11 protein-coding genes are annotated in these 14,276 nt (G+C 65.3%); 7 read left to right on the top strand and 4 right to left on the bottom strand.

Annotated features, from left to right (window positions below):
• Positions 1-102 precede the first annotated feature (102 nt).
• The 6 genes from VJV41_RS06685 (at position 103) to VJV41_RS06660 (ending at position 7,407) form a co-directional block, all read left to right on the top strand.
• Positions 103-3,177: a type 2 lanthipeptide synthetase LanM family protein gene (locus VJV41_RS06685; protein ID WP_325332376.1), complete on the top strand. Its 3,075-nt coding sequence runs from the start codon at positions 103-105 to the stop codon at positions 3,175-3,177.
• Positions 3,178-3,222: 45 nt separating this feature from the next.
• Positions 3,223-4,158, top strand: a complete 936-nt coding sequence (locus tag VJV41_RS06680) for a DUF4231 domain-containing protein (protein WP_325332374.1) — start codon at positions 3,223-3,225, stop codon at positions 4,156-4,158.
• 91 nt (positions 4,159-4,249) lie between these two features.
• Positions 4,250-6,058 carry a bifunctional serine/threonine-protein kinase/transporter substrate-binding domain-containing protein gene (locus VJV41_RS06675; protein WP_325332372.1) on the top strand — a complete coding sequence of 603 codons (1,809 nt, stop codon included), beginning with the start codon at positions 4,250-4,252 and terminating at the stop codon, positions 6,056-6,058.
• Positions 6,059-6,129: 71 nt separating this feature from the next.
• Positions 6,130-6,447 (top strand): antibiotic biosynthesis monooxygenase family protein, encoded by a 318-nt coding sequence (locus tag VJV41_RS06670; protein ID WP_325332370.1) that lies wholly within the window; start codon positions 6,130-6,132, stop codon positions 6,445-6,447.
• Positions 6,447-6,926 carry a nitroreductase/quinone reductase family protein gene (locus tag VJV41_RS06665; RefSeq protein WP_325332368.1) on the top strand — a complete coding sequence of 160 codons (480 nt, stop codon included), beginning with the start codon at positions 6,447-6,449 and terminating at the stop codon, positions 6,924-6,926. Before VJV41_RS06670 ends, VJV41_RS06665 begins: the two co-directional genes overlap by 1 nt.
• Before the next feature lie 175 nt (positions 6,927-7,101).
• Complete coding sequence (locus tag VJV41_RS06660; protein WP_325332366.1) at positions 7,102-7,407, top strand: hypothetical protein; 306 nt, start codon at positions 7,102-7,104, stop codon at positions 7,405-7,407.
• A gap of 3 nt (positions 7,408-7,410) precedes the next feature.
• Here the strand turns inward: VJV41_RS06660 and VJV41_RS06655 are convergent, their stop codons facing one another.
• From VJV41_RS06655 to VJV41_RS06640, 4 genes are read right to left on the bottom strand one after another with little or no spacing between them, the layout of a single operon-like run.
• Positions 7,411-8,427, bottom strand: a complete 1,017-nt coding sequence (locus VJV41_RS06655) for an NAD(P)/FAD-dependent oxidoreductase (RefSeq protein WP_325332364.1) — start codon at positions 8,425-8,427, stop codon at positions 7,411-7,413.
• The gene (locus VJV41_RS06650; protein ID WP_325332362.1) at positions 8,424-8,933 is read right to left on the bottom strand and encodes an isoprenylcysteine carboxyl methyltransferase family protein; all 510 of its coding nucleotides are present in this window, start codon (positions 8,931-8,933) and stop codon (positions 8,424-8,426) included. The genes VJV41_RS06655 and VJV41_RS06650 overlap by 4 nt, the downstream gene beginning before the upstream one ends.
• Positions 8,934-8,937: 4 nt before the next feature.
• Complete coding sequence (locus tag VJV41_RS06645) at positions 8,938-9,999, bottom strand: type III polyketide synthase (protein ID WP_325332361.1); 1,062 nt, start codon at positions 9,997-9,999, stop codon at positions 8,938-8,940.
• Between the two features lie 40 nt (positions 10,000-10,039).
• Entirely contained in the window at positions 10,040-12,307 is a 2,268-nt protein-coding gene (locus VJV41_RS06640) for an MMPL family transporter (RefSeq protein WP_325332451.1), read from the bottom strand.
• Positions 12,308-12,469: 162 nt separating this feature from the next.
• On the opposite strand from VJV41_RS06640, the gene VJV41_RS06635 reads away from it, so the two are divergent.
• Positions 12,470-14,014 carry an APC family permease gene (locus VJV41_RS06635; protein WP_325332360.1) on the top strand — a complete coding sequence of 515 codons (1,545 nt, stop codon included), beginning with the start codon at positions 12,470-12,472 and terminating at the stop codon, positions 14,012-14,014.
• Positions 14,015-14,276 lie beyond the last annotated feature (262 nt).

Genomic DNA, 14,276 nt, shown 5'->3' with positions numbered 1-14,276 from the left:
GGTACGTGATCTCCGACGCGGAGCTCGAGGCAGCGGCGGAGGAGTCGGCGCTGTCGTACACGTACCAAACAAACGCATACTACGTTTGCTGCTACTAGTCCGATGTGCAGCGACGTCGTAGCGCCGGAAGATTTGGCCGCCAGGGCTGCGACTGTCGACGAAATGCTCTCGGATGAGTTCGAGTCGCTTCCTGAGCTGACGCGCGACACTGACCCGGCGGCCAAACATCTTGCTGCTTGGTGCAACTCGAGTGCCGGCGGTGACTGGGAGTTGTTCGAGCGACGGCTGAAACGAGACGGCTACACGATTCCCGACGTACAAGCCCGCTTCGCGACCGCTCGCCGACGTCCCTCAGTTCCTCTACCCCAATGGGCTTGTGACGCCGACTGGATCCAGGCCGCGATCCAGAACTGCCCTGCCGAAACCTCCACCAGCCGAGCGCCCTTCGCGCACATCTTCTCCGGACCGGTCGCCGATGCCGACGCTCGACTGTGGGACTCGGTCGGTGCTCACCTCGCGAATCGCTTCGCCCTCTCGGCGCGCGATGACCTGCGCCGGCTGCTGATCACCAGCCTGTGCGAGCTATGCGCTCCCGTCCTCTACGAACGCTTCATCCAATCATCCGATCACTACGACGCTTTCGTCGCACAGATGAAGAGTGGCGGGCTCCTTCGCCTGTTCAACGAAAAGCCGGTGCTGCTGCGGTTGGTCGCCTCGCTGACGCGCCAATGGCTCACCACGTCACGTGAATTCGTCATCCGACTCAACGACGATCACAAACACATTCGACACGACATCCTGCATCGGGATGCCGATGCCCATGTCGCCCACATCCACGGCAGTCTCTCCGACCGGCACTCCGGCGGTCGCAGCGTGCTGTGCGTCGAATTCGACGACGGCACACACGTCATGTACAAACCCAGGGACCTGCACTTGGACGTCGCGTGGCGCTCACTCGTCGAGCGGCTCAACGAACAAGCACCGATCCAACTCCGTGCAGCCGAAGCCATCGCTCGGGACGGCTACGGCTGGGCCGAGTTCATCGAGCACACCGGATCCAACACGCAGGCGGATTGCCAACGGTTCTTCCGGCGCGCCGGCGCATGGCTGGCCCTGTTCCACTGCTTCGCGGCCAGCGACATGCATCACGAGAACCTCATCGCCGCCGGCGACCACCCCGTCCCCGTCGACGTCGAAACCCTCCTTCAACCGACCGCGACACGAGCCAGCACCGCGCGGCCAGAATCGCAAGCCTACGAGGCCGCGAGGGAATTGATCGCCAACTCCGTAGCGGCGGTCGGTCTGCTGCCTTCGTATGGAAAGTCCGCCAACGGTATTCGCGCCGCCGGAGGAGTCGCCTCGGAATGGCCCGTCGGAAAGAGGCTGGTCTGGGAGCACGTCAACTCCGACGCCATGCGGCCGTCGACGGTCGAGGACATCCCTAAACCGTCGAATCTGCCTCGCTTCGGAATCGACGGCTACGTCGGGCTGACCGAGCACATCGAGGACTTCATCGCGGGGTTTCGCGAGTACGCGGCGTTTGTGAGCGCGCCACGGGAACAACTCTTCGACGGTTTCGCCGGTCTCCCTGTCCGTAAGGTCATCCGGCCCACCCAGTTCTATTCCATGCTTCAGCAGCGTCTAAGAGACGACCGCACCATGGAGGACGGCGTCGTGTGGTCCAGTCAGGCTGATTTCCTTGCCAGGCTGGCTGATTGGGACAGCGACACCGACGATGGATGGGCCCTTCAGCGTGAAGAGCGCAGAGCGCTTCTCGATCTGAACGTGCCGCTGTTCACCACGCTCTCCGACGACGGTCCGCAGCGTGCTCGAGACCGCGTCGCGCACCTCGACCACGAGCAGATCGCGTGGCAAGTCGATGTCATCCGACAGACTTCCCCCGACCTGTCGGGCCTCCGCATCTCCGACAATGCGTCCGCAACGCCATCCGATGACGTTGTGGCGCTGCCCAGTTCGGCATTCCTCGGAGAAGCCGACACAATCGCTGGCCAGATCGCGGGCTACGCGATCCGCGCAGGCTCAGGCGCGGCCTGGATCGGCCTCGGCTGGTTCGCCGACTCCAACGCAACCCAGCTCTCCGTGCTCGGACACGACTTCTACAACGGCGTATGCGGTGTCGCCACATTCTTCGCGGCACACGCGCGTATCACTCAGAGCCAGGACTCCGCCGATCTCGCCTTGGCGGCGATCGCACACATGCGAGCCGAGCTACGAAGCCGTCGCGCGTCACGCATCGCCAGGGTGATGGGCATCGGCGGCGCGACCGGCCTCGGCTCCCTCGTCTATGGGCTGACATGTATTTCGCGGCTTCTCGATGACGGCGACCTCACCGCCGAGGCTCTCGACGCCGCGGGGCTGTTCAGTGATGAACTAATCGCCGCCGACACACAACTGGACGTGATCGGTGGGAGCGCGGGCGCCATCCTGAGCCTGCTCAGTCTGTACCGCCACACACGGGCCGAGGAGATACTCGATCGCGCCGTCGCATGCGGCACGCATCTCTTGGCGCAACCACGCCTTGGACCGCACGGTCGCAGAAGCTGGCCGTGCCGCTCATCGAATGACCAGGTGCTCAATGGAATGTCGCACGGCGCGGCCGGATTTGCCTACGCGCTCACGGCACTGGCGACGGCCACCGGCCGCGACGAGTTCGCCGACGCCGCGGCAGAGTGCCTCGAATTCGAGCGGTCGAACTTCGACGCGCAGCGTAGCGACTGGTGCGACTTTCGGGTGGGCGAGCCACACTGGCGGTCGCAGTGGTGCCACGGGGCCGTAGGCATCGGCCTTGCGCGTCTTGGCATGTCGACGTTCGGCTCCGACTACCCCGACGCAGTGCATGCCGACATCGAGCATGCACTGACTGGTGCGGCACGTGGTTGGCCCGGGCATGCAGACACGTTGTGCTGCGGCGCGCTCGGCAGCGTCGAACTGACCCGCGAGGCTGGCAAGGTACAGGCCCGCGACGACCTGCACGAGCTCGCGACCAAGCGATTGTCGGCGATCTTGCAGGCCAAATCGGCCGCCGGGAGTTACCGCTGGAGCGTGCCGGTATCGTCGCGATTCAACGTCGGGCTCTTCCGTGGGCTGGCCGGCGTCGGATACACGTGCCTGCGAGAAGTCGACGACTCGCTGCCAAACCCGCTCATTTGGGAATAGCTTGACCGCATATAGGAAGCGTTGTCGACAGGTGGGGATGGATTGATGGGCTCAGCGGACGACACCAGTTTGGTGAGATGGGCGTGGGACCAGCAGAGCATTTGGTCGAAGGCCGCCGACAGGCTTCGGCAGAACCTTCACTGGGCCAGGGTGACCGCACTTGTGCTCACGGCGGCCGCCGCCGTCCTGGTCACCGCGGCCGCGCAGGCGACGAGCTTGTCGGACACCCCCAAATCGGTACTCACCTGGGCGACGTTCACCTGCGCTTCGTTGGCGGCCCTATCGCAGGCCCTCATCCGGCCAGGCAAGGTGCACGAGCGGATGCGAACACGATCGGTTTCCGAGTCGCTGAAATCGATCCTGTACGGCTACCTGGCGGGCGTCTCGCCGTATCGCGGGGCGGATCGGGACGACGTATTCCGGCAGAAGATCGACGCTGTGCTGCGGGACGCCGCCGACCTGTCCGATCGGATCATCGGCGTCAAGGCAGCCTCACGAGATCTTCCGCGTGTGCATGACGTCGACAGCTACATCAGCGCCCGGGTGGAAGGCCAGATTCGGCAGTACTACCAGCCGAAGAGTGTCGCAATGCTGCGCAACGCGCGGTTCTTCCGAGTGACGGAGACGGCGCTCGCTGTGGCTGCCGCCGGCTTGTCGGCCGCCGCCGGCGTATCTGGCAAGGGTTGGGTGGCGTGGTTGCCGGTGATCACCACGATCAGCGCCGCGCTGGCGGCCGAGGCTGCCTTCCAGCGGTACAGCGTGCTGGCCGTGGAGTACGCACGGACCAGTGCCGAACTCGAACGACTTTTGCGGGATCGCCGCTCCGCAACGCATGACGCCGCCGCGGACGACGCGTTCGTGACTGCCGCCGAGCGGGTGATCTCGCAGCAGAACGAGGCCTGGATGGCCCGCGGATTCGTGGTCGCCGAGGGCGCGGCACCACCGCAATTGCCGAGCGCCCCGCAGGCCAGCCCTGGATAACCGACATCGCCACAGCCACGACATTGCTGGCAAACGTGGTGTAGTTTCGATCGGCACATCGATACGGGGTCGGCGTGTCGAGGAGTAAACGGTGGATGCGACGCCATTCGGGCACTATCAGCTGCAGAAGCTGATCGGCCGGGGCGGTATGGGTGAGGTCTATCGGGCCTACGACACCAAGACCGACCGCATTGTGGCGCTCAAGGTGCTGCCCCCGCATATGGCCGCCGACGAGACGTTTCAGCAGCGGTTCCGGCGCGAGTCGCAGGCGGCGGCCGGGCTCAACGACCCACATGTGGTCCCGATCCACCGTTTCGGCGAGATCGACGGGCGGCTCTATCTGGACATGCGGCTGATCGACGGCCGCAACCTGGGGACCATGCTCGAGCAGAGCGACGCGCCGCTCGCGCCTTCGTTTGCGGTGAAGGTGATCGAGCAGGTCGCGACGGCGTTGGATGCCGCGCACGAAGCGGGCCTGATCCACCGGGACGTCAAGCCGTCGAACATCTTGATCACCGACCGTGAGTTCGTGTACCTCATCGACTTCGGTCTGGCCCGCACGGCCGGCGACAAGGGGTTGACCACGGCGGGCAGCACGCTCGGCACGATGTCGTACATGGCTCCGGAGCGCTTCGAGGCGGGGCAGGTCGATCCGCGGTCCGACGTGTACGCGTTGACGTGTGTGCTTTACGAATGTCTCACGGGCGCAAGGCCTTATCCCGCGGACAGCCTGGAGCAGCAGATCGCCGGGCACATGACGGCGCCGGTGCCGCGCCCATCGATGACCGACCCGAAGCTGGCGGCGTTCGATGATGTCATCGCGAAGGGGATGGCGAAGAAGCCTGCGAAGCGGTATCAGACCGCGGGCGAATTGGCCGAGGCGGCGCGGCGGGCGCTGAATGCGCCGGTGCGCACGACCGGTCGGAGTGGGCGGCATTCGGCGCGGTCGGCCCGTACTGGTCTGCGTGTATCGCGGCGGGCCATGGCGGTGGCGGGTTCGGTGGTGTTGGTGGCCGCGCTGGCCACGTTCGGGGTGGTGCAGTGGCGGGGAGGCTCCGGGGGCGGCGATGCGCAGCCGGCGAGTATGGCGCAGAGTTCGTCGACGGCGACGCCGTCCGCCGCTCCAGGTGCGGTTCCGGAGATCGCGGCGACGGTGCCGGCCGACATCAGGGCGACGGGCAAGCTGGTTGTCGGCGTCAATGTGCCTTATCCGCCAAACGAATTCAAGGACACCTCAGGTCAGATCGTGGGCTTTGACGTCGACCTGATGAATGCGGTTGCGCGCACGCTCGGACTTGTGCCGGAGTACCGGGAGACAGCGTTCGAGGCGATCATCCCGTCGGTGCGGGCGGGCGACTTCAACGTGGGGATGTCGTCGTTCACCGACACCAAGGAGCGGCAGGGGCAGGCCGACTTCGTGACGTACTTTCAGGCGGGCATCTGGTGGGCGCAGAAGGCCGGGTCGTCGGTGGATCCCAATAATGCGTGTGGCCTTCGGGTCGGCGTGCAGTACGCCTCGATCCAGGAGACCGAGGAGATCCCGGGCAAGAGCCACGCGTGTACGGAGGCGGGCAACGCGGCGATCGAAAAGGTCGTGTTCGTCAACCAAGACGATCTGACCAAGGCGCTGATGGCCGGGGAACTTGATGCGATGTCGGCGGATTCACCGGCGACGGGATTCGCGGTCAAGACGTCGGGCGGTGCGCTGGAGCCGGCAGGGGAGATCTTCGAGACCGCGCCGTACGGCTGGCCGGTGGCCAAAGGTTCGGCATTGGGAGAGTCACTGCGCCACGCGCTTGAGCATGTGATGCAGACCGGTGAGTACCGGACGATCGCCACGATCTGGGGAGTCGACAAGGGAATGATCACGGGCCCGGTGATCAACGGCGCGATCAGATGAGCTGAGGTTCGGAGTCATACTTTCGGGCTCTCCTTCGTCATCGTCGTAGTAACGACTGGAGGAGACAGCCGATGACACCTGTCACATTCATCAACATCTTCGAGATCGATCCGGCACAGCTTGACGCATTTCTGGCCGGGTGGAGTGAGCGCGCCGAGTTCATGAGCAGACAGCCCGGCTTCCGATCGTTTCGCCTTCACCGTGCACTGACGCCCGACGCTCCGTTTCAACTCGTCAACGTCGCGGAGTGGGACAGTGTCGACGCGTTGAGGGCGGCCACGTCGCAGGAGTTCTTCCAGAGCAGTGTGCAGCGCTCGATGGACGAGTTCGCAGTCACCGCGCACCCAGCGATCTACACGGTCGCCGTCGCCGTCGACGGAGCGCAATGATGGCGAAACAGTATCGCGCCGGCGCCTTTGTGCGGTTCAACAACGCCTTCATGCGAACGGTGCTGCGAACCGGTGTGCGCTTCGGAACGTTTGCGATTCTCATCGTGCCCGGCCGCAGGACCGGACGGCCGATTCGCACCCCGCTCGTTGTGTTTCCGTACGGCGAAAACCGTTATCTGGTGGCGCCATACGGCATCGTCAACTGGGTTCGCAATCTGCGCGCCGCCGACGGGCGGGCCGAGCTGGTCAGCAGGCGACGGTCCGAGACGATCACCGCGGTCGAGCTGCCGCCGGAGCAAGCCGCACCGGTCCTGCGGTACAGCCTGTTGAACGGGCCTCCGCGCATTCCGCGACTCATCGTGCGGTTGTATCGCCGGTTCTCGGTGCTGCCGTACCTCGACGTTCAAATGGATTCCCCGCTAGAGGATTTCGAGCGTGCGGTGTCCAAGCATCCGGTGTTCTTGATCCAGGCGGCGTGAGGTAGGCCCCGACACACTCCCCCGTTTACCCCCGGGCGGGCACAGAAGCAGCCACGCGGGCGGTGCCCGAATTCGAGTACACGACTACTCGTGTGGTGCCGTCGCGCCGATGCCACGGTGAACACGTCCATTGGCAGGCATCGTCTCTCGGGACGATAAATCGTAGGAGGAAGTCATGGCGGAGCTCTTCTGGACGTTCCAGAAATACCAGCTGTCGGCGGCGGCGGAGGGCATCGGCGACGTGTACGCGGCGCTGGTGTCGCAAATGAAGAAGAAGGGTTGGAAAGGCGTCGAGCACCAACAAGACGTTCATGGCTACAAGCCGGGCATCGACCTTTTCGCTGCGGTGGTGTTTCTGCGCATCAGCGGCAGTCAGTTCTGGCAGGGCATCGCCGTCGGCGGCGGCAACGCCACCCAGCAGCAGGCGCAGCAGGAGCTGACCGAGCTGCAAAACATCATTGCCGGCTTGACTTTCCTATAGGCCTCAGTCCGCAAGAAGATTGACCAGACCGGTGAACACGCCTGGGAAGTGAGTCGCAGTCGGCACCATCCGGGAGCGCAGCGGTGCGTACGAACTGCCTTGCAGCACTGCGGCCGTCAGCATCCGGTAGCGGCGCGACATGCGGCGCCACTGGCGGTCGTAATCACCGGGCCGGTCGGACGCCACGCACTTCACGAGCAACTCGGCCGCGCTGAACGATATCCCGAGTCCTTCGCCCGTCAGCGCGTCGACGTAACCCGCTGCGTCACCGACCAATAACACCCGCCCGGCCGTTCGCGTGCGTACCTTCTGTCGCAACGGTCCTGCGGCACGATCGGTACCGTCGGCGTGACCACGCACCCGATCCTGCAGAGCGGGAAACGCGGCGAGATGGTCGCCGAATCCGCCGCGATGCGAGGTGAGGATTGCGATGCCGACGCAGTCATCGGCGACGGGCGTGACATACGCTTCCGCGTTGCGTGACCAGTACACCTCTACGTTGTCGCTCCACGGTGCGGTCTGGAAGTGGCGGCGGATGCCCCATCGCCGCGGGCCGGGTGCTGGTATGGCCAGTCCCAGAGCAGACCGGATCGGCGAGTGCAGCCCGTCGGCGGCGGCCAAATAGCGAGCGCGATAGTCGCCGCCGCGTACCGATGACATGTCCTGGCTGACGGCGCCGATCTCGTCATGCACGATGAGCACGCCGGCCGCCTTCGCGGCATCAACTAGCGTGGAGTGCAACGTCGTTCGTCGCACTCCGAGGCCGGTGCCGGATCGGAACCGCCCGGTGACGCGACAGTCGCCGTCGATGTAGGTGATGCCGCGAAAAGCTTTGCCCGCGGGGTCCGCACCGAGCCGGTGCAGCTGCTGGACGGCATGCGGCATCAACCCTTCGCCGCAGGCCTTGTCGACGGGCAACGGACGGCGTTCCACGACAACGACTTCCAGACCGGCCCGGGCGCCGTAGATGGCGGTGGCCAGGCCGGCCGGCCCACCTCCTGCCACCAGCAGGTCGATCACCGCAGCTCCGCCAATGCCGTGTTCTCGACGGTTATCCGTCTCCGCAACAGCGCGGCATTGAGCACGGTGAACACGAGTGCCGTGATCCACGCGGTGTGCACCAACGGCAGCGCCACCCCCTCCAGCACCACCGCCACGTAATTCGGATGCGGCACAAGTCGATACGGACCAGCGGCCACCCGTGCAGCGCCGGGTATGACGACGACGCGGGTGTTCCACTGGTGGCCGAGCGTGGCGATGCACCACCAGCGCAGCGCCTGCGCGGCGAGCACGACCGCCAGCATCGGCCAGCCGAGTGCGGGCACGAACGGGCGGTGCAGCCCGATGGCCTCGACGAGACATCCGGCCAACAGACCGCTGTGAAGGATGACCATCGCAGGGTAGTGGCCGGCGCCGAACTCGAGGCCGCCGCGGGCGCGGCTCCATGTCAGATTCCGTTGGGAGACCACGAGTTCCGCTACTCGCTCGACCGCGACCGCGGCGATCAGCAGCGCATACCAGACCATCGGCTCAGTGCCAGCGCAGCAGGACCAGCTCCGAGCAGAATCCCGGGCCCATGGCCATCAGCAGCCCCGGCTCGCCGCTGGGCGGCGGCTTGGCCAGCGTGTCGCGCAGAATATGCAGCACCGACGCCGACGACAGGTTGCCGATCTCGCTGAGCGAGCGCCACGTCAACTCCAGCGCATCGTCCTCCAGACCCAGCGCAGCGTTGATCGCCTCGAGCACCTTCGGTCCGCCGGGGTGGCTCACCCATGCGCCGATGTCGTCGATCGTCAGATCGTGCGCACCCAGGAACGTGGTGACGTCGTCGCCGAGATACCGCTCGATGAGGTCGGGCAGATCCGGGGACAGCACGAGCTGAAAGCCGGAAGCGCTGATGTCCCAACCCATCGTGCCGAGCGAGTCGGGGTAGAGGCGGCTGCACGACGCGATCACATCGGGACCGCTCGCGCGGATCTGTTTGCCGCGACGCTCACCCGCCGCGACCACCGCGGCGGCGCCGTCGCCGAACAGCGCGCTGCCTACGAGGCTGGCGATCGTCGGCTGGGCGGACGGAAACATCAGCGAACACAGCTCGATCGACACCAGCGCCGCGACGTCGTCGGGTGCGCCGCGCAGATAGTCGTGAAGGCGCGCGATACCCGCCGCGCCGGCCACGCAACCCAGGCCGAAGATCGGCACCCGGCGCACGTCGGGTCGTAGCCCCAACCGGGCGGCGATGCGGGCATCCAGCGACGGCACCGCCACGCCGGTGACTGTCGTCGTCACGATCAGGTCGACATCCTGCGGCCGCAGTCCCGCCTCGTCGAGCGCACCTGACAGTGCCTGGCAGCCCAGTTCGACTGCGTGCTCGATGAATATGTCGTTGGCAGCTCCGAAGTCGGTAAGGGACAGGTAGTCGTCCATCGGAAGCACGAGATGGCGAGCGTTGACTTTCGCGCTGCGGTGCAGGCTGCGCACGACCTCCTCGAAACCCGCAAAGCCGGGAACTTCGACGAACCTGTCGGTGATCTCGTCTTGTGTGTAGCGGTGGGGCGGCAGTACTCCGTGGACGCCCGCAATAACACTCATAAGGCTCACTTCCTAGATACGTGGAACAAGGTCAGGCGGTTCAGCTGTCAAGCACTTTCGGCGGTTCGGCAGGCGCAGCGGACGCCGCAGGCGGAGCGCTCTCGCTGAAGCCGAGGCGTTCGTGCAGCCGGGCAAGCCGCCGCGGAGCCCACCAGTTCAGTGCGCCCATCACGTGCATGAATGCCGGCACCAACACCATCCGCACCAGGGTCGCGTCGACCAGTACGGCCAGGGTCAGGCCCAAGCCGAACATCCGCATGAACGACACGTGCGCCGCGATCAATGCGGCGAAGGAGATCGACATGATCAGCGCGGCCGCCGTGATGATTCGGCCGGTGTGGGCGATGCCGAGTGCCACGCTCTCGTCGTTGTCGGCGCGAGTCTGGCTCGAGGAAAGCCAGAACTCCCGGATTCTGGACACCAGGAATACTTCGTAGTCCATCGACAGCCCGAATGAGATGCAGAACAGCAGCACGGGCACGTTGGCGACGAGCGTTCCGGTCGGTGTGGTGCCGAGCGCGGACAGGTGACCGTCCTGGAATATCCACACCATCGCACCGAACGCGGCAGTGAGCGAAAGTACGTTGAGCGCCAAGGCTTTCAGCGGCACGACGATGCTGCCTGTCAGCAGGAACAGCAGCACGACCATGATGACGGCGATGAGCCCCAGCACCAGCGGAAGCCGGGTGGTGATGGCCTCGACGCTGTCGTGATTGGTCTGGGCGGTGCCGGTCATGTCGACTTGTCTGCCGCCTGGGCCGGCCACCGCGTGCAGGCGGTCGAGTTGGGTCTCCGAACGGTCGGTGAACAGCGGAGCCTGGCTGTTGACGGTCAGGAATGCGCTGCCGGCGACTTGATCGGTCGGTGCCGACGGCGGCCCGACGCGGTTGCCGGTGACGAATGTGCCCGTCGGTGCGGACACGGCCGAGACGTCGGCAACGCGGGACAGTTCGGCGGCGTAGCGGTCGATGTCGGCAGGGGCCAGGCCGTCGGCGTCGGGAATGACGACGGTGACGGCGGTGTCGGAGTTGCTGGTGAAGTCGCGGCGCAACTCGTCGCCCACTTGGTGCGCTGAGGCGGAGCTGGGCAGTACGCGGTCGTTGGGGAAGCCCCACCGCACGCCGAGGAACGGCGCGCCGAGCACCAGCAGCAGCGCGACGCCGGCCAGGCCGAGTGGAATCGCTTTGTGCATAACGCATTTCGCGGAGCGGTACCAGAATCGTCGCTCCATGGGGGTGGGCTGTGGTTCCGGTCGGCCGAGTATGCGCCGGGCGAGCCGACGGACGTCGAGGGAATCCAGGCGATCCCCGAGGAGAACGAGAAGTGCGGGCGTCACCACGATCGCTGCGGCCGCGGCGAACGCGACGGTGGCGATGCCTGCGTAGGCGAACGACTTCAGGAAGTGCATGGGGAAGATGACGAGGACGGCCATCGACAGGGCAACGGTCGTGGCGGAAAACAGCACGGTGCGTCCGGCCGTCACCATCGTGCGGGTCAGCGCGTCGTCCCGGGTGGCGCCTTCGGCGAGTTCGTCGCGGAACCGGCTGATCATCAGCAGCGTGTAGTCGATCGCGAGTGCCAGGCCCATCGCGGTGGTGAGGTTGAGCGCGAAGATCGACACGTCGGTGGTGAACGAGATGATGCGCAGAACCGCGAGCGCGCCGAGGATCGCCATCACGCCGACGGCAACGGGTAGCGCCGCGGCAAGCAGCCCACCGAACACCCACACCAGCACGAGGAAGCTCAGAGGGATCGCGAGCGACTCCATCAACAGCAGGTCGCGCTGTGATTGGTCGGTGACCTGGACGTTGACCATCGCGGTGCCGCCGGTCCGGACGGTGACGCCGTCGTGGCCGCGGGCCACCTGCTCGGACAGCTCCTTGGCGTAGGTCTGCTGCTGGGCTTCGTTGCCGTTGATGCCGGCGACGATCAGGCCGGAGGTGTGGTCCTTGCTGACGAGGTCCGCGGCGGCTGCAGGCGGGGTCGTCCAGTACGACTTGACGTCGGCGACCTGAGGAGAGCGGCGGAGTCGGTCGACGATGTCGGTGCCGGCCTCGCGGGCGGCTGGGCTGTCGACGCCGCCGGGCGCGGAGACGACGATCAGCATTTGCACGTCGCCCTGGTGGAACTTTTCGGTCAGCAACTCGGTGGCGCGCGAGGATTCGGCCGTGGGGTCTTGAAATCCGCTGGGGGACAGGCTTCTGGCGACGGGTACACCGAAGATGCCGAGGGCGATCGTCAGCAACGCCGCGATGGTGATGACTCGGCGTGGCGCGGCGATGGCCAGTCGGGCGATTCTGTGCAGCAGGTTCTGTCCTCCACTCTGCGTCGGCCACGACGACGGTGGGTGACCTGCCTAAGACACGAACCGCATCGCTTAGTAGTTCAAATTACCGCTTCCGTCGAATATCGGCAGGTGGCTATGGCTGACGGCTTACCCTCGAACTGGCCTCTGGAGAGGACGGGTGACATGGCGACCACACGACCCGATCAGCCGGAACAGTTCATCTCGGAGCGCATCGCGGGAGGAATGCTGCCCCGCGTTCTCAATACGTTCGACATGGTCGCGATTTTCGTGTCGGTGGTGCTGTTCATCACCAACGCCGCGGTCATCCAGAGCGCGGGGCCCGCGGCGTTCGGGTGGTGGATCATCGGGTTCCTGGCGTTCCTGATTCCGGGTGCGATTGTCACCGGTCAGCTGGGCCGCATGTTCCCGGGTGAGGGCTCGATCTATCTGTGGACGCAGAAGGCGTTCGGGTCGTTCTGGGGTTTCTTCGCGGGCTTCTGCGCGTGGTGGCCGGGTGTGCTCGTCATGGTCGCGACGGGCACAGTGGTGTTGAGCTACCTGGGCTATGTGTTTCCGTCGACGATCGGCGCGGCCAGCGTGCAGGTGCAGGGCGTGGTGATCATCGGGTTCATCGTCGCGTCGGCGGTACTGGCGAATCTGCGATTCCGGTTGACGCAGAACATCGTCAACGTTGTGTGCGTGCTGTACGGGGTGGCGATCGGCCTGGTGGTGCTGGCGGGCATCGTCCAACTGGCCGGCGGGCTGGCGCCGGAGACGAACCCGACAGATTGGTCGGCGTGGGCGCCGTCGTCGGATACCGGGATCAACTTGAGCAACTGGAGTTTCTTCGGCGTGGTGGTGCTCGCTCTATTGGGAGTCGAGGTGCCGCTGAACATGGGCGTCGAGATCAAGGACGAGCGTTCGATCACGCGCTATCTGGTGTGGGGGTCGCTGGCGGTGATGGCGGCGTATGTGCTGGCGACGTGGGCGGTGATGGTGACGGTGCCGGCGGCTGAGGGGCAGTCGGCGCAGGTGACGGCGCTCGCTTCCGCTGTTGGTTCGGCGTTGGCTCCATGGCTGGGCAAGGTGGTTGCGATCTTGTTCGCGGCGTTCTTCTTCTTCATCACGGTGGTCTACAACTTCTCGTTCGCGCGGCTGGTTTTCGTATCGGGACTGGATCAGAAGCTTCCGGTGGCGATGGCGAAGGTGAACAAGCACAAGGTGCCGAGCAATGCGGTCTGGCTACAGACGGTGGTTGCGGCGCTGTTTGCGTTGGTTGCGTTCATCGTGTTCCCGTCGCTGGGCGTCGGGGGCGGGAAGCCGATCGATATTCAGACGAAGGTGTATGACGTGCTTCAGGCCGCGGTCACGGTGATCTGGTGCATCTCGATGGTCGTGTTGTTCGTCGATGTGGTGATCATCATCAGGCGGTTCCTGCCGCGGTATGAGGAGACGCGGCTGGCGCGGCCTGCGGTGTTCTACACGTGCGCGGCGATCGGTGGTCTGTCGGCGTTGGTGGCGGTGATCGCCACGCTGAGCGGGTCGTGGACGCCGTTGATCTCCAACGACTCGGGCGCTGTATCTATTGGCGGCGCCGAAATTGCTTATGGGACTTGGTTTTACCTCGTCGCGGGCATTGCGGCTCTGTCGTTGCTGGTGGCAGTAGGTATCTATATTCTTGGGAATGCGACGTCGGCGCGGGCGGTGCGCGAGCCGGAAAGGGCGTAGCGCGGCTCTCTGCGGTACCACGTGTCTTGGCGAAAATCCAAGACTTCCGACGGACGCTCCCGTCGGCGTGCAGGGGTCGAGACGGGTAGCTTCGACATGCGCTGTCATCAACCGCGTGAGCAGGCGACCCCGCGTTTCTGACGCTCGGGTGTAGATTGAGTAGTAAGCCGTTCGTGTTAGCAGTGCGACCGTGGACCTTTGCGTGTAGACGAGAAGCTCACGAATCGATCGCCCTTCGCCCAATAAGCCAACCAACGGGCCG

The organism is Mycobacterium sp., assembly GCF_035274705.1.
GTDB lineage: Bacteria > Actinomycetota > Actinomycetes > Mycobacteriales > Mycobacteriaceae > Mycobacterium.
The sequence above is the reverse complement of the archived record's forward strand: the minus strand, read 5'-3'. Positions and strand labels throughout refer to the sequence as shown.